Origin of the sequence: Albidovulum litorale, assembly GCF_025751495.1 — a bacterium.
GTDB classification, from domain to species: domain Bacteria; phylum Pseudomonadota; class Alphaproteobacteria; order Rhodobacterales; family Rhodobacteraceae; genus Albidovulum; species Albidovulum litorale.
This window is the reverse complement of sequence record NZ_JAOWKZ010000001.1, coordinates 93300-112416: the sequence shown is the minus strand read 5'-3', so window position 1 is coordinate 112416 and position 19117 is coordinate 93300. Positions and strand designations below refer to the sequence as shown.

Genomic DNA, 19117 nt, shown 5'->3' with positions numbered 1-19117 from the left:
TTCAATAATGGCTTTCTTTTAGCGTATAGGTATTATAATGGTATCTTTATGATGCGAGACGACTCAATCATGGTTGGCCTTGATGGCGGCGGCACATCCAGCCGCGCCGCGCTGATATTCAAGCGCGGGGGGCGGCGGGTCGAGGTGACCGGCGGTCCGGCCAATGTGTCTGACTTCGTTGGTGCGATCGCAAGGGTCGGCGACCTGCTAAACCGCCTCGCAGACACGGCCGGGCTTTCCGCAGACGGCCTTGCAGGTGCGATTGCTCATGTCGGTCTTGCGGGCGTCATGGATGCGGCGATGGCCGACAGGGTTGCCAGCGCGTTGCCGTTCAGGCGCGTGGCGGTGACCGACGATCAGCCGACGATGATTGCAGGCGCTTTGGGAGATCGGGACGGGGCGGTTGCGGCGATTGGTACTGGGTCATTCATCGGCCGACAGAATGCTGGCGTCATCCGTGTTCTGGGTGGCTGGGGCTTTCTGCTCGGTGATCAGGCGTCAGGCGCCTGGCTCGGCCGACAGCTTCTGCAAGAAACATTGCTGGCCGGTGATGGAATGACGCCTCACAGCCCGCTCACTGAGGCGATGTATGAGCGATTTGACAGCGGGCCCGGTATCATCGCGTTCGCCCTGTCTTCCAGCCCGGTCGATTTCGCAGCGTTCGCGCCAGAGATCGTGACTGCGGCCAAGGGTGGAGATGCCGTTGCTATCCGCCTGATGCGGGAGGGTGCGACTTATATCGAATCCGCCCTCACCACGCTTGGGCTGACCGAGGGCGAGGCGATCTGCATGACGGGCGGGCTTGGCCCGGCCTATGCCGATTGGATTGACTCCGGGCTCGCTTCGCGGATCCGCGCGGCTGAAGGAACTGCGCTGGACGGCGCTTTGCTTCTAGCGTCCCGGCTGGCTGAGGGGGGCACATGAAGATCAGCGAATTTCTCGATCCTGAGCATTGGCTGAACCCCGCGAACGGGCCGCTCTATGTCCAGCTTCGCAAGCGGATCGAGGCCGGCATCGCGTCGGGTTTTCTTGCCCCCGACATGCCCCTGCCGCCCGAGCGTGAAATCGCGGCCATCTCCGATCTGTCGCGGGTGACGGTGCGCAAGGCCATCGCCGAACTCGTGGACCGAGGGTTGGTCCTGCAACGGCAGGGATCGGGCTCGTTCGTCGCCTCGGCGCGGCCCCGGGTGGAGCAGTCGTTGTCACGGCTGACCTCGTTTTCCGAGGATATGGCGCGGCGGGGTTACCGGTCTGAAATGGACTGGCTGGAGCGCGGCCTCTTTCTGCCCACGGTCGAAGAGGTCGATACGCTGGGACTTGCCCAAGGTGATCAGGTCGCACGTCTCGCGCGCCTGAGACGTGCCGACGGGCGACCGATGGCCATTGAACGCGCGTCGCTGCCAACCGCGATTCTGCCCAATCCGCTGGTCGTGACCCGATCGCTTTATGAGGTTCTGGGCGAAGCCGGGCTGCGCCCGGTGCGGGCGGTCCAGAAGATTTCTGCTATCAATCTCTGTGCCGCAGATGCTGAGTTGCTGGGCGTGCAGCCGATGGCAGCAGGGCTCAGAATCGAACGCGTCTCATACTTGCCCGACGACCGCGTCGTCGAGTTCACCAAATCCATCTATCGCGGCGATGCCTATGATTTCGTTGCCGAAATGCGCATACCGGAGGCCTGATATGACAACTTCACAAAGTTTGATGCGCAAAGAGATTCGTGAGATTCCTGATGCCGTCGCCCGGCTTCTGGACAAGGGCGGGGCGGCGATCCGGGAAGCAGCCAAGGCCGCGCGCAGCCTCGACCCATCCTATATTGCCACGGTTGCGCGGGGATCCTCGGATCATGCCTGCACCTATCTGAAATACGTGGCCGAGTTGACGCTGGGCCTGCCGGTTGCCTCCATCGGTCCTTCGGTCGCCTCGATCTACCGGGCTCCGCTGAAACTCGGCGGCAGCCTTTGCCTGTCGGTTTCGCAATCGGGCAAGAGTCCAGACATCGTCGAACTGGCGCGCGTCGCGCGGGCGGGGGGGGCGTTGACGGTCGCTGTAACCAATGACGCTTCCTCGCCGCTGGCCGCCGCCAGCGATCAGGTCCTGGACATTCAGGCCGGGCCGGAGCTTTCGGTGGCCGCGACCAAGACATTCGTCACTTCAGCTGTGGCGGGGCTGGCTCTGATTGCAGAATGGCACGGGGACGCTGAGCTGAGCGCCGCCATCACGAACCTGCCGTCGCAACTGGACAAGGCAGCGCGGGTTGACTGGTCCAACCTTGGCGGGCGTCTTGCCCATGCCGCCTCGCTCTATACATTGGGCCGGGGTCCAAGTTACGCCATGTCAGGCGAGGCCGCGCTCAAGTTCAAGGAAACCTGCCAGATTCATGCCGAGAACTATTCCTCGGCGGAGGTCCTGCATGGACCGGTTTCCATCGTGTCGCAGAATTTCCCGGTTCTGGCCTTCGCTGCGGCCGATGCGGCTGAGGACGCCGTTGTCGAGGTCGCCGATGCGATCGCAGGGAAGGGGGCGACGGTCTTTGTCACATCTGACCGTGTCACGAAAGCCCGCCAGTTGCCCTTCGTCCGAACGGACCACCCGCTGACCGATCCGCTTGCGCTGATCGTTTCTTTCTACGCGATGGTGGAAGAGGTCGCGCTGGCCCGTGGCATCGACCCCGACCGGCCGCGTCACCTCAACAAAGTCACCGAGACGGTCTGATGAATACGCTTTTCACAGGCGCGGATGTCTTCGATGGGGCGCGGTCGGGTCCCGGATCACTGCTGGTCAAGGATGGCCGGATCGCGGCAATGCTGCCGCCCGATGCCAAGGTCGATGGCGCCGAAACGGTTAAACTCGACGGAGGGGTTCTGGCACCGGGATTTGTCGACCTGCAACTGAATGGCGGCGGCGGCGTCATGTTCAACGATGCGCCGAACGTGAAGACCCTGACGCGCATCGCCGCTGCACATGCTTCGCTCGGATCGCTGACAATCCTACCAACTCTGATCACAGACACGCCGGATCAAACCCGCGCAGCGGTCGAGGCGGTCGAAGCAGCGATTGCGGCAGGTGTTGGGGGGATTGCCGGACTTCATCTTGAAGGTCCGCATCTGAGCATCGCGCGCAAAGGTGCGCACGACCCGTCGCTGATCCGACCGATGGGTGAGGGCGATCTGGCGTTCCTCTGCGATGCCGCCCGACGCTTACCCCGGCTGATGGTGACCTTGGCGCCGGAATCGGTGACCGACGATCAAATCGCTACTTTGAGCGGCGTCGGTATTATCGTGTCGCTCGGCCATACCGATGCCGGGTTTGATCGCTGCGTCTCCGCCGCTAAATCCGGTGCACGTCTCGCCACCCATCTTTTCAACGCGATGAGCCAGCTCGGCAATCGCGAACCGGGTCTTGTCGGTGCGGTCTTGGCGACGGGTGCATTGGATGCGGGCATGATCGCGGATGGCATTCATGTCCATCCTGAGGTCATGCGCGCGGCTTTGCGGGCCAAGACGGGGCCGGGGGAGATATTCCTTGTGACCGACGCGATGGCGCCTGCAGGTTCGAACATCTCGCAGTTCAGCCTCAACGGCCGAGAGATACGTCGAGAGGACGGGCGCCTGATGCTGGCGGATGGCACACTCGCCGGTGCGGATCTTTCAATGGCCCGGGCGATCCGCGTGATCTGCAACGATGTCGGGCTGCCGCGTGACCGCGCCTTGGCAATGGCCACGTCCGTTCCTGCGCGCGTTTTGGGTTTGATTGGCAGTTGCGGCATGTTGGCGGCAGGGCGGGACGCGGATTTTGTGCACCTTACCGGATCGCTCGAATTACAAGGTGTCTGGCAAAAAGGGCAACCGATTGGAGTTAAGTCAGGTTAGCACAATTATCCGATAATCGGTATTATGTAATTTAAACGCATACGGAGTTTGCCTTCCCGCTGGTATCGCCCGGCCTTTGCCATTAGATGAAACCAGACAGCAAACCCGGAGCCTGCCCCCATGACCTTTGACCGCAAGATCAAGATCGCCCCATCGATCCTGTCCGCAGATTTCGCCAACTTTGGCCAGGAAATCCAGGCGATTGAAGATCAAGGCTGCGACTGGGTTCATGTCGATGTGATGGACGGCCATTTCGTGCCGAACCTGACGTTCGGTCCCGCGACCTGCAAGGCAATCCGGCCGCATATTAAAACGGTCATGGACGTGCATCTGATGATCGCGCCGGTCGATCCCTATATCGACGCCTTTGCCGAGGCTGGCGCAGACATTATCACCGCCCATATCGAGGCTGGACCACACATTCACCGTACGCTGCAAGCCATTCGGGCCACAGAAAAAAAAGCCGGTCTTGCAATCAATCCCGGCACCCCGGCCGAGGCGTTGGCACCAGTTCTCGATCTCGTCGATCTCGTTTGCGTCATGACTGTCAATCCGGGGTTTGGCGGACAAAAATTCATTCACCCTCAAATAGATAAGGTGCGTTCTTTGCGTGCCATGATCGGCGACCGCCCGATCCACATAGAAATCGACGGCGGCATCACGCCGGAAACCGCGCCGCTTGTTGCTGCGGCCGGTGCCGACGTGCTGGTCGCGGGCTCAGGCGTTTTCTCGGGTGGGTCCGTTGCGAAACCCGAAGTCTATGGCAAGAATATCGCCGCAATCCGTGCCGCCGCCGAGGCCGCACAGTAAGGAGACGACCATGGCCGTATCCCCGCCCGTCTGCGATTTTGGCTGGAAAGCGCCGGATTTCACGCTGCCCGGCACCGATGACCGTAACTGGTCGCTTGGCGATGTCGCAGGTCCGAACGGCACGCTGATCATGTTCATCTGCAACCATTGCCCCTATGTGCAGTCGGTCATCGACCGGATCGTGCGCGACGCGAAGGCATTGCAGGCGCTCGGCATTGGCGTTGCGGCAATATCTTCCAACGATCCCGTTGCTTATCCGCAGGACGGCTTTGACGCGATGAAGGCGGAGGCGGTTAAACACGGCTTTACCTTCCCTTACCTCTTCGATGAAAGCCAGTTTGTTGCAAAGGTTTACGACGCGATCTGTACACCAGATTTTTTCGGCTTCAACGCGGCGCTGGAACTGCAATATCGCGGCCGCCTCGATGCGTCGGGCCGTCAGGCGGCGGGTCCCGATGTGAAGCGCGAGCTGTTCGAGGCGATGAAACAGGTGGCCGAAACCGGCAAGGGGCCGGTGGATCAGGTCGCCTCGATGGGCTGTTCGATCAAATGGAAGGCGGCGTGAGCCCCCTGCCCTCGCTGATCTTCGATCTCGATGGAACGCTGATCGACAGTGTGCCAGACCTCATGGCGGCAGTGAACCGAATGCTGGTTGCTGAGGGAAGGCAGACGATGGGTCGCGCCGACGTTCAGTCCTATGTCGGCGATGGCGCACCAACTTTGGTACGCCGGGTGATGGCCGCCCGCAGTCTTTCGCCGGAGCGTCATGCCGAGTTGACCGACGGGCTTGTCTCTGACTACACCGCGCGGTCCTCAGAACTGACGCGTGTCTACCCGAATGTTACCAATGCGCTTGCAGCGCTCCGGCAGCGCGGCCATCCATTGGGTATCTGCACCAACAAGCCCGGCGCGGCGACCAAAGCGGTTCTGGAAGCACTCAGTCTCGATGGCTACTTCGATGCTGTCGTTGCAGGTGACAGCTTGCCCGAGAAAAAGCCCCACCCTGCCCCGCTTCAGGCCGCGGCTTCTGCGCTCGGCTCGACTGCGATCTATATCGGTGACAGCGAGGTCGACGCCCGGACGGCGGAGGCCGCCAACCTGCCCTTTCTCCTCTATTCGGAAGGGTATCTGAGAGTGCCCTTGGAAGAAATCAGGGTTACCCACGTGTTTCGGAACTTCGCCGAACTTCCGGACATTGTTGCCCGAATGTCCTGCCGGGCGTAACGTGGTCCCTGTGCTGGCGCATGTCCCGACGGATTTCACATTCAATAGTTGAAATGTGTTATCCGCTCCATATATCGCAATAAGAAAAGGCGGGAGATCGGAATGACGGCTGAGAAACCTGAAGTGACGGGGTTCTTCGACGACGCAACGAATACGGTGACGTTCCTTGTGAAAGACCCCGGCAGCAATGCCTGCGCAATCGTGGATTCGGTCCTGGATTTCGACTACGCATCAGGGCGCACCGACACACGCTCAGCCGACCAGATCATTGCCCATGTCCGGGATCAGGGCCTGTCGGTTGCATGGATCCTTGAAACCCATGTTCACGCCGATCATCTTTCCGCCGCGCCCTATATTCAGGAACGGCTCGGCGGCAAGATCGGAATCGGTGAAAAAATCACCGTTGTTCAGGACACGTTCGGTAAGGTCTTCAACGAAGGCACCGAGTTTCAGCGCGATGGCAGTCAGTTTGATCGGCTGTTTGCCGAGGGAGATGCTTTCGAAATCGGCGCGCTGACCGCCCGCGTGCTGCACACACCCGGCCATACACCTGCCTGCCTGACGTATGTGATCGGCGATGCCGCTTTCGTCGGTGACACGCTCTTCATGCCCGATTTCGGAACGGCGCGGTGCGATTTTCCCGGTGGCTCGGCAGAGACGCTCTATCACTCGATCCAAAAGATCCTCAGTCTTCCCGATGAAACCCGGATTTTTGTCGGACACGACTACAAGGCGCCGGGCCGCGACGAATTCGCCTGGGAAACGACCGTGGCGGAGGAAAAGGCGCGCAATGTGCATATCGGCGGCGGTCGGACATCGGCTGATTTCGTCGAGATGCGCGAGGCGCGCGACAAGTCACTGGCCATGCCGAAACTCATTATCCCATCCTTGCAGGTCAACATGAGGGCGGGCCAGATGCCGCCGCCGGAAGAGGATGGAAAGACGTATTTGAAGGTTCCGGTTAACGGCCTTTGAAGTGATCTCGGCCGCACCAATGTGGGTAAGGCCTCGAAATCTATGCACACCAGGCGCAGACAGGCCCTATCCTGCAACCTTATCACGAAATCGTGAAAGGCTGCATCGCTCTGGCAGGGACACCAGCAGAGCCGACACCCGTTGCAAATTGAACGGAATAGGGTGCCTAATTTTTTGCCGGTAGAGCGGGCTCAGCCATTAGCCTCGGCACACTTTAAAACAGGAACAGCAGAACACGCCTGAAGCTGCGGAGTCCTGCGACCGATAGAGCCATTATTGATCGCGATGTGACTTTTGGCTTTCGAGTATCTGCCGACCGATCGTACGGAGTTTCCTCTAAGAAGCTGAATCCGTTAGGTAATCTTTGGATTTTTTGGAAAACGGCGTGCCGCATGATGGGCGTTTTTATGTGGGTGTCTAAACAGGCGCCTGCCCAATACATGACAATGGCACGCAAGTTGTTGGTGCCGTTTATCGCTCTGGCCGGTGTCAAAAGGCACAATTCGACCTCTGGCCTCGCACCTTAAGATGCTTCGGGTTCAACGGTCATGCGACCACGCATGCATCGGAAACGTTCCGAGTATTGACCAATAGCCTTCGCCACCCCTGCTCTGCTTCGGAGCAGAACGATTGGCCCCCTCGACAGGTCCCGAATGGCATGGCAAAAAGACGCTGGGGATAGTGCTATGACATTGTTATCGCTGACGGCCATTCGCGGTTTCAGCCGCGTGAGTTCTATCTGGTTGTATTGGCTGGTGCGGTGCATTGAACATGCGTCGTCCATCCATTTGCGCGTTGGGAAAGCACGGTTACAGCGATGAACAGACATACCCCCCTTGTCGTCCATCTCGAACGCGTCATAGAGGCGACGTCGATCGAAGAGATCTGGTCTTTGCACTTGGAAAAGATGGCAGAGTACGGGTTTGACCGTCTCCTTTATGGCTTTACGCGCTTTCGGACGTCGAATTCCTTCGGCAATGCCGAAGATTTACTTGTTCTGTCGAACCATGAGCAGGCCTATTTGGATGAGTTCGTGCAAAGCGGAATCTACAACCATGCTCCGATGGTCAAATGGGCTGCGGTGAATGAAGGGGCGTGTTCCTGGCGGTTGATCGAGGAACTGGTGAATTCGGGGGCAATGACCCCGACAGAACGCAAGATCTTGGAATTAAACAAGAGATATGATGTTCGCTGCGGCTATTCGATCAGTTTTCGTGACGTTTCTGTTCGCGCCAAGGGGGCGATCGGTCTGTGTGGTCGTCGGGATCTGCGCCAGAATGACATTGAGAAAGTCTGGGCCGAACACGGACGAGAGATTACTGTCATCAATAACGTCACGCATCTGCGTATTACCGCGATGCCCTTTGCCTCATCTCGGCGGGCTTTGACGCCACGACAGCGGGAAGCCTTGGAATGGGTGGGCGACGGGAAGACGATGCAGGATATAGCCACGATCATGGGATTAACGCCGGCGACCGTTGAAAAGCACCTGCGCCTCGCGCGCGAGGCACTGAATGTCGATACGACCGCACAAGCCGTTCTCAAGGCTTCTTTCCAAAATCAGATCTTTATTTTCCCCGGATAGGAAACAATTTTTGAAATTGTATTCTCTGCGGAAACAGACCGTTCCCGTAGTCTTTGGTGTCAACAGTATCTCTCTGAAATCATTTATAACTTCATGTTCTTGAATTGGTATGGATTCCCTTACTTCCCCGACGTCAGTCTTGGGCGCATTATGATGTTGTTCCGTGAGTGGTGGCATTAGCCAGGAACAGCGCCCCGGACCAGCCCGCAGCTTTGTGGGGGAAAGGGGAGCCCGGGAAACCGGACGCCGGGCCTGCTGGGAGCATTCTCCTTCTGGCAGGTCTGGCACTAGAGACGCGCCCTGTCCTCATCCCCAACAGGTGCTGGCGCGATTTCGGGCGGTGTGTCGCGGCAAGCGACACACCGCCCTTTTGTGTCATTGCTACACGCAATGATTGTTCCGGCTAGAAATGTTAAACCTGCACCCAATGGTCACCAAAGACTGTGTTCAGGGTTCCGTAGGGAAGATATTAAGAACCCTAACCCAGCGCGTAGCCCGCGCCGCGAACCGTGCGGATCGGGTCCTCTCCACCATGGGCGCAGAGCGCCTTGCGCAGCCGGCCGACATGGACGTCGACGGTGCGGGTGTCGACATAGATATCGCGTCCCCAGACCCGGTCCAGCAGTTGATCACGAGGCCAGACCCGGCCCGGTTTTTCCATGAAGGTCGTGAGAAGCCGGAACTCGGTCGGACCAAGTTTCAGGGCCTGCCCCGCGCGGTGGACCTTGTGCGTTTCCGGATCGAGCGTGATGTCCTCGAACTCAAGTACTTCTCCGACGCTTGATGGCCGCGTCCGTCGAAGCTGTGTACGGACCCGGGCCATCAGTTCGACGACCGAATAGGGCTTGACCATGTAGTCATCCGCCCCGGTCTCCAGACCGCGCACGAGGTCGACCTCTTCCGAACGCGCCGACAGCATGATGATCGGCACACCCTTGGTTTCCGGCTTGGATTTCAGGCGACGACAGACCTCGATTCCGGAGACATTCGGCAGCATCCAGTCGAGAACGATCAGGTCGGGTGTCTCTTCGGCGACCAGCAATAGCGCCTCCTCGCCATTGTCGGCCTGGGCCACCCGGAACCCTTCGGCCTCAAGGTTGTAGGTCAGGACTTCCCGCTGTGCGGGTTCATCCTCGACCACCAATACACTTGGGGCCGGCATCTCAGGCGTCCTCCACACCGATTGACGTCACGCTATCAGCCTTCGGCCGTTGTTCCCCGGGCAATTCACCGGTGACAAGATAGATCACCTGTTCTGCCACGGTCGTCGCATGATCGCCCATGCGTTCGACATTCTTGGCAATGAAATGCAGATGCATACAGGCCGTGATGTTGCGCGGATCCTCCATCATATGGGTCAGGAACTCGCGGAAGAGCGCATTGTACATCTGATCGACCTCGCGGTCGCGGTTGCGCACATCCTCGGCAAGTGCCGCATCGCGGGTGTTGTAGGCGTCGAGCGCGTCCGAGATCATCTGCACCACAGCCTTTGACATGCGCCGGAGCGACCCGCCCGCCCCGCTGATTGCTGTCATCTGGCCAAGCACGTTCGACCGCTTGGCCATGTTCTTGGCATAGTCGCCGACCCGCTCAAGACTCGCGGTGATCTTCAGGACCGACAGGACGGTGCGCAGGTCCGAGGCCGCCGGCGCGCGCAGCGCGATCAAACGCGCGGCTTCTTCGTTGATCTTTTCTTCCAGTGCGTCGATGGCCTTGTCCCCGGCGCGCACCTTGCCGGCCAGTTCTTCGTCGCGCGTCTCCAATGCTTCGGCGGCATCGAGGATCGCGGCTTCGACCATGCCGCCCATCTTCATAACCATCGCCTGGATAGCCTCCAGATCGCGGTCGAAGGCGCGCAGGATATGTTGTTCGTTCATGTCGCTCTCCTCAGCCGATCCGGCCGGTAATGTAGCTTTCAGTGCGCGGATCACGCGGGTTGGTGAAGATCTGCCCGGTCTCGCCGAACTCGACCAGATTGCCGAGATGGAAGAATGCGGTCTTCCGACTGACGCGGGCAGCCTGTTGCATCGAATGGGTGACGATGACGACGGCAAAGCGCGAGCGCAGTTCGTCGATCAGTTCCTCCACTTGCGCGGTTGCGATCGGGTCGAGCGCCGAACAGGGTTCGTCCATCAAGAGGACCTCGGGCGAGGTCGCGACGGCGCGCGCGATGCAAAGCCGCTGCTGCTGTCCGCCGGAAAGCCCGGTGCCCGGCGCGTTCAGGCGGTCCTTGACCTCACCCCAGAGAGCTGCACGGCGCAGCGATTTCTCGACAATCTCGTCCAGTTCGGCCTTGCTGCGCGCCAATCCATGGATGCGGGGACCGTAGGCGACGTTGTCATAGATCGATTTCGGAAACGGGTTCGGTTTCTGGAACACCATGCCGACCTTGGCGCGCAGTTGCACCGGATCGACCCGCTTGTCGTAGATGTCTTCGCCGTCGAGCGTGATCTTGCCCTCCACCCGGCAGATGTCGATCGTATCGTTCATCCGGTTGAGGCAACGCAGGAAGGTCGACTTGCCGCAGCCCGACGGGCCGATGAAGGCGGTCACGGTGCGGTCGGCGATGTCGACATCCACATCCTTGATGGCGTGGTTGTCGCCGTAATAGACCTGCACGCCCTTGGCGGCGATCTTGATTTCCGCCGTTGCGGTGGTGTCGTCTGTCTGTCGCATGACGTTCATTTTGGCAGTCTCCGCCATTTTTACCAGCGCCGTTCAAATTTACGCCGCAGAAGGATCGCGACGGCGTTCATGGCGAGAAGGAAGATGAGAAGGACGATGATCGCGCCTGAGGCCCGTTCAACAAAGGCCGGGTCAGCGCGCTGGGTCCAGTTGTAGACCTGCACCGGCAGCGCGGCGGCGGGATCGAAGAGACCTTCGGGCGGTGCAGCCGGGAAATCGCGCACGAAGGCCACCATACCGATCAGAAGGAGCGGCGCCGTTTCACCGAGCGCCTGCGCGAGGCCGATGATCGTGCCGGTCAGGATGCCGGGCGCGGCTAGGGGCAGGACATGGTGGAACACGGTCTGCATTTTGGAGGCGCCGATTCCAAGGGCTGCGTCACGGATTGAGGGCGGGACCGCCTTGATGGCAGCCCGGGTCGAAATAATGATCGTGGGCAGCGTCATCAGCGTGAGCACAAGCCCGCCGACGATCGGTGCCGATTGCGGAAGACCTGCGAAGTTGATGAAAATCGCGAGGCCGAGGATGCCGAAGACAATCGACGGTACCGCCGCGAGGTTGGAGATATTGACCTCGATCAGATCGGTCCAGCGGTTCTTCGGCGCGAATTCCTCAAGATAGATCGAAGCGGCAACACCGATGGGCAGCGCGAGCACCAGCACCACGATCATCATGTAGGCCGACCCCAGGATCGCGACACCCAGCCCGGCCGCTTCGGGTCTGAGTTCGGACGCGTCGGCGGCTGTGATGAAGGACCAGTTGAACGACTTGCCGATGAGGCCCCGTTCCATCATTTCGTCCGTCAGGCGAAGCTGGTTGACCGAAACGTTGCTGTCCCGTTCCGCACTTTCCATGGAAACCCGGCCCTTGAGATAGCCGTCGATCCGCCCGTTGGCGAGTACCTTGAGACTGACGGTCTGGCCGATGAGTTCGGGATTGGCCAACACTCTGTTGCGGACCTGCGCGGCGGCATCGTCTGAGATCATGTCCTTGATGTCAGAGGCGGCGAGGCCCTCGATAGCGAGGCCCTGATCCTCGATCAACTGTGTCAGGCTGTTCAAAAGCAATTTCGAGTAGCCGATCGTGGTGACCTTTTTCAGATCGTCGGCATCCCGATTTCCCTTCTTGTCAAGAACATCGGCGTCGAGTGTCACCGGCATATTGATGAAGGTCTGGCGAAAGGCGCTAAGGCCGTTGCCCAGCACCGAAGCGAGCAGGATCACGAGCGCCATCATGGCAATTCCGATGGCGGCTTGTCCGTAAATACGGAACCGCCGCTCGGCCGTGTTGCGCCTGCGAGTGCGCTGGTCCTGGCTGAAGAGCGATCCGGAGCGCGGTGTCGAATGGACGGCAGCGTTGGTCATTCGTACTGCTCCCGGTATTTGCGCACGACGTAGAGCGCGATGACGTTGAGGCCGAGTGTGAAAATGAACAGCATCAAGCCGAGCGCGAAGGCCACCAACGTCTCTGGAGAGGCAAATTCGGTGTCTCCGGTGAGCTGGCTCACGATTTTCACGGTAATAGTCGTCATCGCTTCCAGCGGATTGAGGCTGAGTTTTGCCGCCGCGCCTGCCCCCATCACAACAATCATCGTTTCACCGATGGCGCGGCTCGCAGCCAGCAGAATCGCACCAACGATCCCGGGAAGAGCGGCCGGCAGGATCACCTGACGCACCGTCTCGGAATGGGTCGCGCCTAGTCCGAAAGACCCATCTCGCATCGATTGCGGTACGGCGTTGATAATGTCGTCAGAAAGCGATGAGACGAACGGGATGAGCATGATCCCCATCACGAGACCTGCCGTCAGGACGGAGGAAGAGGAGGACCCCAGCCCGAACGGTTGCGCGAAATAGTCGCGCAGGAACGGACCGACTGTGATCAGCGCGAAGAGACCGTAGACGATGGTCGGGATGCCCGCGAGGATTTCGATCGCGGGCTTTACTACCGAACGGACCCGTTTCGACGCGTACTCCGACAGATAGATCGCGCTCATTAGGCCGACCGGCACCGCGAAGAGAAGTGCCACAAAAGAGACGTAGAGCGTACCCCAGAGCAATGGCCAGATGCCAAGATCAGAGCCACCGCGGAACTGCGGGTTCCAGGTTAGGCTGAACAGGAAGTCCGATACTGGATATAGCCGAAAGAAGTGGAGGGATTCGACCACCAGCGAGGCGACGATGCCAAAGGTCGTCAGAACAGCGACGCAGGAACAGGCGATGAACAGGAGTTTTACGAAACCTTCTGACACATTTCTCGCGCGGAAATCGGCAGTGATTCGTGCAATCGAGTAGACGAACCCGGCCAGTGCGAGCGCAATCGCGGAAACCGACAGCATGATTTGACCGGTATTGGTCATCTGGCGGTAACGCTTGGACGCCTCGAATACGTTTGGCTGAATGTCAGAGGCCAGCGCAACCCCGACACCGCCTAGCCGAGAGCGCAGGTCGCCGAGATCGGCGCCCATGTTCGCGATCTCGTCCTCGCTCAAGCCGCCTTCGCCGGCAATAATGTTCAGACCGCCTGCGACACGGCGCACGTCGCTCATAACAAGGTCGCGGCTGCCGCCTTGGGGTATATCCGCCTCCACGATCAAACCGCTCACGCGGGATTCGATAATGATCGGCTGCACCAACAGCCAAATACCGACAAGCAACAGAGCCGGTACGGCGACGAACAAAAATACCGACTGCCCGTGGTATCCCGCGAGGGAATGAAGGCTGCGTGTATCGCCGCCTGACGCACTCTTTGCGCGCCGAATCCCAAAGACGTAACCGACGGCAGCGAGACCGAGAATGATCGCAAGCAACAGCCCAATGCTCATCGAGGTATCCAGTCCGCAAATGAGAGGCGCGGGTGGCAGTCTCGTGCCGCCACCCGCAGTATTCAGATCAGTTCAGCGGTGCCATCGGGGTGCCAGTTGCAACCATTTCCTGCGTCGCCGCCAGTTCCGGGTCGGAGACGAGGCCATAAGCCGCCAGCGGGCCGTCCGGACCAGCCATGTCGTCCGAGACGAAGAAGTCGATGTATTCCTGCAGACCCGGGATCACGCCGAGATGTGCCTTCTTGACGTAGAAGTAGAGCGGGCGGGAGACCGGATAGTCACCAGCGGCGATCGATTCGACCGTCGGGACCACACCATTCATCGTTGCAACGCGCAGCTTGTCGGTGTTGTTCTGGTAGAAAGACAGACCGAACACGCCGATGGCGTTCTTGTTGGCATCGATCCGCGCGAGCGTTTCGGTGTAGTCGCCGTCAATGTCAACGGACACACCGTCGGTGCGAAGTGCCATACACTTTTCTTCCGCAGCATCTTCATCACCGCCAGCCGCAGTCTTAAAGGCCTCGTAAGCACCGGTCTCTTCGCAACCGGCGAGGATCACCTTCTCGTCGAACACTTCGCGCGTGCCGTGCTTGGTGCCCGGAACGAAGGCGAGGATGTCCTGCGCGGGCAGGTCGCCGTTGACGTCAGCCCAGGTCTTGTTCGGGTTGGCGACGATTGCGCCGTCGACGACCACTTCCGCAGCCAGCGCGCTGAACCAGTCAGCCGGGGTGTAGGCGAATTCAGGGCCGTTCAGATCAGAGGCAAAAACGATGCCGTCGTAACCGATACGGACTTCCATGATCTCGGTAACACCATTGGTGTTGCAAAGATCGATGTCCGACTGCTTGATCCGCGACGACGAGTTGGCGATGTCGATGGTGTTCTCGCCCAGGCCTTCACACATCTTCTTGCGGCCGGCACCCGAACCGCCACCTTCCACGACCGGCGTCGGGAAGTCGAAGTTCTCGCCAAAGGCTTCGGCGACGATGGTCGCGTAGGGCAGAACGGTGGAGGACCCAGCAATCTGGATCTGGTCGCGGGCCTGGGCCGCACCGGCAGCGGCGGCGAGCGCGAGGGCCGAGGTGGCGAGCTTCACGGTTGTCATTGCATACTCCTGCAAGTCGGGTTCTGGCCGCCCCCTGGCGACCTTGGCCGCTCTCTAGTCCCGAGCCGCTATGCTTTTGTGACACTTACGTAACGGTTTCATGACAGCGCCATTGGGCAGTGACGAGGTCCGGAACCATTTCATGTCAGTTCTTCGGGAGTATGACGATGAATCTGCTGCCCTTTCCCGGTTCGCTTTCGATCTTGAGACGTCCCCGGTGGCGGTTGACGATATGTTTTACAATCGCGAGTCCAAGGCCGGTTCCGCCCTTTTCGCGGCTGCGATGGGTGTCGACGCGGTAAAACCGTTCAGTGAGTCGCGGCAGATGCAGCGGATCGATTCCCTCGCCACGGTCGACAACCTCCACCTGCACGGCAGGTCCTTTCAGGACCGGCTCGCGCTCAATCTCGGAAACCCGGACGGTAACCTCCTTTCCGGATCCGCCGTATTTCATCGCGTTCTCGACGAGGTTGTGAAAGACCTGCGTCAACTGATCACCATCACCCGGCAGATTGACGAGATCAATGTCGGCCTGCAGCGTAAGTACGATGCCGGCGGCTTTCGCGGTTTCCTGATGCGTTACCAAGGCCGCGCGCAGAAGGCCGACAATGTCCACCGGCTTGGCTGGCCGCCGCCGCTCTTCTGCCTCTACCCGGCTCAGTGACAGAAGATCGTTGACCAGACGGATCATTCGCCCCGCCTCACGCTCCATGATACCGAGGAACCGGTCGCGGGCGCCGGGATCATCGCGGGCCGCGCCGCGCAGGGTTTCGATAAAGCCGACCAGGGCGGTCAGGGGCGTGCGCAGTTCATGACTGACATTGGCGACGAAATCGCGACGCATGGCGACAGCCTGTTCAAGCGCAGTCAGATCCTCGAAGGCGACGAGAACGCCGGGACTGCCCTCGAGTGCGACCGGCGAGTAGGTCACAGAAAGGTGGGTATCCTGCGCCTTGCCCGACAGAGTGATCCGCGCCGTCCGGTTGCCCTGACCGCTCAGGCATTCCTCCAGCCCGGTCAGGAAGGACGGGTGTCGAAGGAACGCGCTGCAATTGCGGCCCTCTACCTCCGAACCGAACAGATCGGCCGCAGCCCGGTTTGCAACCCTCACCCGCTGATCGGTGCCAACGAGCATCAGCGGCATCGGAACCGCTTCAAGAAAATCCCTCGCAAGGCTTGCCTGCATGCCAATGCTCCGTGAAAGGGCAGCGAACACAGAGGAACCTGCGATAGCAAATATTAAAAGTAAATCTGCCGGTTGCGCGACTTTTCTCTGACCGCTTCGTCTGCTAAAGTTTTAGTAGTGCCAAATTCCACGTCATAGCGCCGTCCAACACGTCTTCCGTTGACGGGCTTGGTTTCACAATGAAGGCCGATCATGTCGCGCGCCAAGAGCGATCCGATGCAGACATCCTGCGCGGAACCCTTGCCTGTGTATGAGAATGCAGATGACCGCCCTCTGCATGTTGTTGCAGTCGATCTTCCACCGCGATTGATCGACTTGATCCGCGAAACGGCCAATACCACTGTGGAAACCGTTGGTTTCAATGATGTCGATCTGCGTTTGCTCGCGCGCACCACACCCGATATCTTTGTCGGACGGCTCTTCGAAAGCCGGTGGGATATTCTTGATTTGGCTGATCTGTTGGTCCGGCTGGGTTTCGGCGGACGCCTTTATGCTGTGACGCCTCGCCTGCCCGACGCCGGGAAAGTTATTTCGGAAGTCCGCCGTCACAGCCCGGAGATTCAGATTGATCTCATCGTACTGGACGGGACTGACTGACCGTTTCAGACCGGCTTCAGTCCAGCGCGGAACCGGGTCGCATTGGACCGGTAATGTGCGGCAGAGGCCAGAAGCCGTGCTCGGGCGCCGTCGTCGAGTTCCCGCACGACCTTGCCCGGCGCCCCCATCACGAGGCTGCCATCCGGAATTTCCTTGCCCTCGGTGATCAGAGCATTTGCCCCAATCAGGCACCCCTTGCCGATCTTTGCGCCGTTCAGAACGGTCGCCCCCATGCCGATCAGGCTGCCCTCGCCAATGGTACAGCCATGCAGCATCGCCTTGTGGCCGATGGTGCAATCCGCGCCTATGGTCAGGGGAAATCCCATATCCGTGTGCAGAACACAGTTTTCCTGAATGTTGGAGCCGCGCCCCACCCGGATTTCCTCATTGTCGCCACGCAACGTCGAGCCGAACCAGACATTCGCCCCCGCCTCCAGCACCACTTTGCCGATTACGTTGGCATCGGGGGCAACCCAGGCGTCCTCGGCTATTTCGGGGACGATGCCTTCAAGCGCATAGATCATCTCTTGTCGAACTCCGCATTGAGGCCACGCACGAATTCTGTCAGGCTTGGTTGCCGGTCTGCCTTCGCGCGTTCAGCCTTGAGGATGGTTTTCAATTCTTCCTCCGCAACGTCCAGATCGCGGTTGATGATGACATAGTCGTATTCGCCCCAGTGGCTGATCTCATCCCGACTTTTGGCCATACGGCCTGCGATGACCTCGTCACTGTCCTGGGCGCGGTTGCGCAGGCGTGCCTCTAGATCTGCGATCGACGGCGGCAGGATGAAGATCGACACGACATCCTTGGCAAGCGACGACCGGCGGATCTGCTGGCCACCCTGCCAGTCGATGTCAAACAGCGTGTCACGCCCCTCTTCCATGGCCTGTTCAACCGGCCCTTTGGGCGAGCCGTAAAAGTTGCCGAAAACCTCGGCATGTTCCAACATCTCGCCCGCTGCGACCATCGCCTCAAACGCGTCGCGCGACCGGAAATAGTAATCCTTGCCGTCCACTTCGCCGTTGCGTGGCTTGCGGGTCGTGGCCGAGACGGAAAACCGCAGCGTCGGGTCCCATTGCATCAGCCGTTTTGCCAGCGACGACTTGCCCGCACCCGAGGGCGAGGACAGGATGATCAGCAAGCCCTTGCGTTTCATTTTCATTCCACGTTCTGAACCTGTTCCCGCATCTGGTCGATGACGGTCTTGAGGTCAAGCCCGATCCGGGTCAGCCCCGCATTGCCGGACTTTGAACAGAGCGTATTCGCCTCACGCATGAATTCCTGCATGAGAAAATCGAACTTGCGGCCGACGGCACCATGTTCCACGAGAAGCTTGCGGGCGGCGTCAATATGGGCGGAAAGCCGGTCAAGCTCCTCCGTCACATCAGCCTTAACGGCCATGACGGCGAGTTCCTGCGCGATGCGGGCCGGGTCGGCCTCCGCTGCACCGGCGAGTACCCGGGCAAGGTTCTCACGCAGCATCCGCTCCATCTCGGGTCGGCGCGCTTCGGCGGCGGCCTTTGCCTCGGCCGCCAGAGCCTCGATCCGAGAAATCTGGGCGCTGATCACCTCGCCGAGCGCCCTGCCCTCAGCCGCGCGCATGGCCGCGAAATCGGCCAGTAGTCGGGTCAGGTCGTTCAGCAGAGCCTTGAGAAGCGGTCCCGTCTCTTCCGCATCGCCCCCCTGATCGGTGACGCCACGCAGGGACAGAATCTCTGCGGCGCTAGGCTTTGCCAGTTCCAATCCAGCCGCTTCTGCCCGAGCCCGTACCGTGGTCAGCGCGGTCAGAACCGCGTCGAGCCCTGCGGTGTTGACGCGCAGCGCCTCGCTGCCCGTCTCGCGCGCCAGTTTCAATGACAGCGTGATGTTGCCGCGACCGGCCACTTTGGCGACGGCGGCGCGCACGGCGGGCTCCAGCCCATCGATCCAGTCGGGCAACCGCAGCCGCAGGTCCAATCCCTTGCCGTTGACCGATCGGACGTCCCACGTCCAGCCGAATCCCTCACCCTCTCCGCGGCGCGTGGCGAAACCCGTCATCGAAACCAGACTTGCATTTACCATTTAAGACTTTTGCGCCTCCGTTTGCCGCTGGATCGGGTATATTAAGAATTGAGTAATCATTCTGCTCGTAGAGTTAACAAAAGCTGACCATTGCGACAACGCGATGGTGGGTCGGGGACTTTGTGCGCAGACGACCGGTCGCCGCGGTCGAGGGGTGAAATCGTTTGCCGGATATGGCGTTTCTGGCATTGTGAAAGCT

General features: G+C 60.0%; 20 protein-coding genes. 10 read left to right on the top strand and 10 right to left on the bottom strand.

Translation table 11 applies throughout. The features are described from left to right. Positions 1–51: 51 nt before the first annotated feature. The 9 genes from OEZ71_RS00520 (at position 52) to OEZ71_RS00480 (ending at position 8463) form a co-directional block, all read left to right on the top strand. Positions 52–924, top strand: a complete 873-nt coding sequence (locus tag OEZ71_RS00520; protein ID WP_263737977.1) for a glucosamine kinase nucleotide-binding domain-containing protein — start codon at positions 52–54, stop codon at positions 922–924. Next, positions 921–1679 (top strand): GntR family transcriptional regulator, encoded by a 759-nt coding sequence (locus OEZ71_RS00515; RefSeq protein ID WP_263737976.1) that lies wholly within the window; start codon positions 921–923, stop codon positions 1677–1679. Before OEZ71_RS00520 ends, OEZ71_RS00515 begins: the two co-directional genes overlap by 4 nt. 1 nt (position 1680) lies before the next feature. Next, entirely contained in the window at positions 1681–2712 is a 1032-nt protein-coding gene (locus OEZ71_RS00510; protein WP_263737975.1) for an SIS domain-containing protein, read from the top strand. Then, the gene (gene nagA / locus OEZ71_RS00505; RefSeq protein WP_263737974.1) at positions 2712–3869 is read left to right on the top strand and encodes an N-acetylglucosamine-6-phosphate deacetylase; all 1158 of its coding nucleotides are present in this window, start codon (positions 2712–2714) and stop codon (positions 3867–3869) included. Before OEZ71_RS00510 ends, nagA begins: the two co-directional genes overlap by 1 nt. A gap of 120 nt (positions 3870–3989) precedes the next feature. Then, a complete protein-coding gene (gene rpe, locus OEZ71_RS00500; RefSeq protein WP_263737973.1) occupies positions 3990–4679 on the top strand; it encodes a ribulose-phosphate 3-epimerase in 690 nt (229 codons plus the stop codon). Between the two features lie 10 nt (positions 4680–4689). Further along, the gene (locus OEZ71_RS00495; RefSeq protein ID WP_263737972.1) at positions 4690–5244 is read left to right on the top strand and encodes a thioredoxin family protein; all 555 of its coding nucleotides are present in this window, start codon (positions 4690–4692) and stop codon (positions 5242–5244) included. Further along, complete coding sequence (gene gph, locus OEZ71_RS00490) at positions 5241–5903, top strand: phosphoglycolate phosphatase (RefSeq protein ID WP_263737971.1); 663 nt, start codon at positions 5241–5243, stop codon at positions 5901–5903. The genes OEZ71_RS00495 and gph overlap by 4 nt, the downstream gene beginning before the upstream one ends. Before the next feature lie 102 nt (positions 5904–6005). Continuing rightward, the gene (locus tag OEZ71_RS00485) at positions 6006–6878 is read left to right on the top strand and encodes an MBL fold metallo-hydrolase (protein ID WP_263737970.1); all 873 of its coding nucleotides are present in this window, start codon (positions 6006–6008) and stop codon (positions 6876–6878) included. 817 nt (positions 6879–7695) lie between these two features. Then, a complete protein-coding gene (locus tag OEZ71_RS00480) occupies positions 7696–8463 on the top strand; it encodes a helix-turn-helix transcriptional regulator (protein WP_263737969.1) in 768 nt (255 codons plus the stop codon). Positions 8464–8941: 478 nt separating this feature from the next. On the opposite strand, the gene phoB is transcribed toward OEZ71_RS00480, so the two are convergent. From phoB to OEZ71_RS00445, 7 genes are all read right to left on the bottom strand, one after another. Further along, a complete protein-coding gene (gene phoB / locus OEZ71_RS00475) occupies positions 8942–9625 on the bottom strand; it encodes a phosphate regulon transcriptional regulator PhoB (RefSeq protein WP_263737968.1) in 684 nt (227 codons plus the stop codon). A 1-nt stretch (position 9626) separates the two neighbouring features. Further along, complete coding sequence (phoU, locus tag OEZ71_RS00470) at positions 9627–10340, bottom strand: phosphate signaling complex protein PhoU (RefSeq protein ID WP_263737967.1); 714 nt, start codon at positions 10338–10340, stop codon at positions 9627–9629. A 10-nt stretch (positions 10341–10350) separates the two neighbouring features. Continuing rightward, on the bottom strand, positions 10351–11148 hold the full coding sequence (gene pstB, locus OEZ71_RS00465) for a phosphate ABC transporter ATP-binding protein PstB (protein WP_263737966.1): 798 nt from the start codon (positions 11146–11148) through the stop codon (positions 10351–10353). A gap of 20 nt (positions 11149–11168) precedes the next feature. Then, positions 11169–12512, bottom strand: coding sequence for a phosphate ABC transporter permease PstA (pstA, locus tag OEZ71_RS00460; RefSeq protein WP_263737965.1), 1344 nt, complete (start codon positions 12510–12512; stop codon positions 11169–11171). Continuing rightward, positions 12509–13969: a phosphate ABC transporter permease subunit PstC gene (gene pstC, locus OEZ71_RS00455; RefSeq protein WP_263737964.1), complete on the bottom strand. Its 1461-nt coding sequence runs from the start codon at positions 13967–13969 to the stop codon at positions 12509–12511. The genes pstA and pstC overlap by 4 nt, the downstream gene beginning before the upstream one ends. A gap of 67 nt (positions 13970–14036) precedes the next feature. Next, positions 14037–15074 carry a substrate-binding domain-containing protein gene (locus OEZ71_RS00450; protein WP_263737963.1) on the bottom strand — a complete coding sequence of 346 codons (1038 nt, stop codon included), beginning with the start codon at positions 15072–15074 and terminating at the stop codon, positions 14037–14039. A gap of 145 nt (positions 15075–15219) precedes the next feature. Continuing rightward, positions 15220–16260, bottom strand: coding sequence for a sensor histidine kinase (locus OEZ71_RS00445; RefSeq protein ID WP_263737962.1), 1041 nt, complete (start codon positions 16258–16260; stop codon positions 15220–15222). A 192-nt stretch (positions 16261–16452) separates the two neighbouring features. Between OEZ71_RS00445 and OEZ71_RS00440 the strand changes: the two genes are divergently transcribed. Next, complete coding sequence (locus tag OEZ71_RS00440) at positions 16453–16857, top strand: hypothetical protein (RefSeq protein WP_263737961.1); 405 nt, start codon at positions 16453–16455, stop codon at positions 16855–16857. A gap of 5 nt (positions 16858–16862) precedes the next feature. Here the strand turns inward: OEZ71_RS00440 and OEZ71_RS00435 are convergent, their stop codons facing one another. Genes OEZ71_RS00435 through OEZ71_RS00425 form a run of 3 tightly spaced genes read right to left on the bottom strand, consistent with a single transcriptional unit; the run spans position 16863 to position 18894 of the window. After that, positions 16863–17381 carry a gamma carbonic anhydrase family protein gene (locus OEZ71_RS00435; protein WP_263737960.1) on the bottom strand — a complete coding sequence of 173 codons (519 nt, stop codon included), beginning with the start codon at positions 17379–17381 and terminating at the stop codon, positions 16863–16865. Continuing rightward, positions 17378–18013, bottom strand: coding sequence for a guanylate kinase (gene gmk / locus OEZ71_RS00430; RefSeq protein WP_263737959.1), 636 nt, complete (start codon positions 18011–18013; stop codon positions 17378–17380). Before gmk ends, OEZ71_RS00435 begins: the two co-directional genes overlap by 4 nt. Positions 18014–18015: 2 nt before the next feature. Continuing rightward, a complete protein-coding gene (locus OEZ71_RS00425; RefSeq protein WP_263737958.1) occupies positions 18016–18894 on the bottom strand; it encodes a YicC/YloC family endoribonuclease in 879 nt (292 codons plus the stop codon). Positions 18895–19117: the final 223 nt, after the last annotated feature.

What these genes read in the sequence shown, in the direction of transcription:
- OEZ71_RS00520 (WP_263737977.1), top strand. Translation starts at nt 52, where the DNA reads ATGCGAGACGACTCAATCATGGTTGGCCTTGATGGCGGCGGCACATCC.
- OEZ71_RS00515 (WP_263737976.1), top strand. Translation starts at nt 921, where the DNA reads ATGAAGATCAGCGAATTTCTCGATCCTGAGCATTGGCTGAACCCCGCG.
- OEZ71_RS00510 (WP_263737975.1), top strand. Translation starts at nt 1,681, where the DNA reads ATGACAACTTCACAAAGTTTGATGCGCAAAGAGATTCGTGAGATTCCT.
- nagA (WP_263737974.1), top strand. Translation starts at nt 2,712, where the DNA reads ATGAATACGCTTTTCACAGGCGCGGATGTCTTCGATGGGGCGCGGTCG.
- rpe (WP_263737973.1), top strand. Translation starts at nt 3,990, where the DNA reads ATGACCTTTGACCGCAAGATCAAGATCGCCCCATCGATCCTGTCCGCA.
- OEZ71_RS00495 (WP_263737972.1), top strand. Translation starts at nt 4,690, where the DNA reads ATGGCCGTATCCCCGCCCGTCTGCGATTTTGGCTGGAAAGCGCCGGAT.
- OEZ71_RS00485 (WP_263737970.1), top strand. Translation starts at nt 6,006, where the DNA reads ATGACGGCTGAGAAACCTGAAGTGACGGGGTTCTTCGACGACGCAACG.
- OEZ71_RS00480 (WP_263737969.1), top strand. Translation starts at nt 7,696, where the DNA reads ATGAACAGACATACCCCCCTTGTCGTCCATCTCGAACGCGTCATAGAG.
- phoB (WP_263737968.1), bottom strand. Translation starts at nt 9,625, where the DNA reads ATGCCGGCCCCAAGTGTATTGGTGGTCGAGGATGAACCCGCACAGCGG.
- phoU (WP_263737967.1), bottom strand. Translation starts at nt 10,340, where the DNA reads ATGAACGAACAACATATCCTGCGCGCCTTCGACCGCGATCTGGAGGCT.
- pstB (WP_263737966.1), bottom strand. Translation starts at nt 11,148, where the DNA reads ATGAACGTCATGCGACAGACAGACGACACCACCGCAACGGCGGAAATC.
- pstA (WP_263737965.1), bottom strand. Translation starts at nt 12,512, where the DNA reads ATGACCAACGCTGCCGTCCATTCGACACCGCGCTCCGGATCGCTCTTC.
- pstC (WP_263737964.1), bottom strand. Translation starts at nt 13,969, where the DNA reads ATGAGCATTGGGCTGTTGCTTGCGATCATTCTCGGTCTCGCTGCCGTC.
- OEZ71_RS00450 (WP_263737963.1), bottom strand. Translation starts at nt 15,074, where the DNA reads ATGACAACCGTGAAGCTCGCCACCTCGGCCCTCGCGCTCGCCGCCGCT.
- OEZ71_RS00445 (WP_263737962.1), bottom strand. Translation starts at nt 16,260, where the DNA reads ATGCAGGCAAGCCTTGCGAGGGATTTTCTTGAAGCGGTTCCGATGCCG.
- OEZ71_RS00440 (WP_263737961.1), top strand. Translation starts at nt 16,453, where the DNA reads ATGTCGCGCGCCAAGAGCGATCCGATGCAGACATCCTGCGCGGAACCC.
- OEZ71_RS00435 (WP_263737960.1), bottom strand. Translation starts at nt 17,381, where the DNA reads ATGATCTATGCGCTTGAAGGCATCGTCCCCGAAATAGCCGAGGACGCC.
- gmk (WP_263737959.1), bottom strand. Translation starts at nt 18,013, where the DNA reads ATGAAACGCAAGGGCTTGCTGATCATCCTGTCCTCGCCCTCGGGTGCG.
- OEZ71_RS00425 (WP_263737958.1), bottom strand. Translation starts at nt 18,894, where the DNA reads ATGACGGGTTTCGCCACGCGCCGCGGAGAGGGTGAGGGATTCGGCTGG.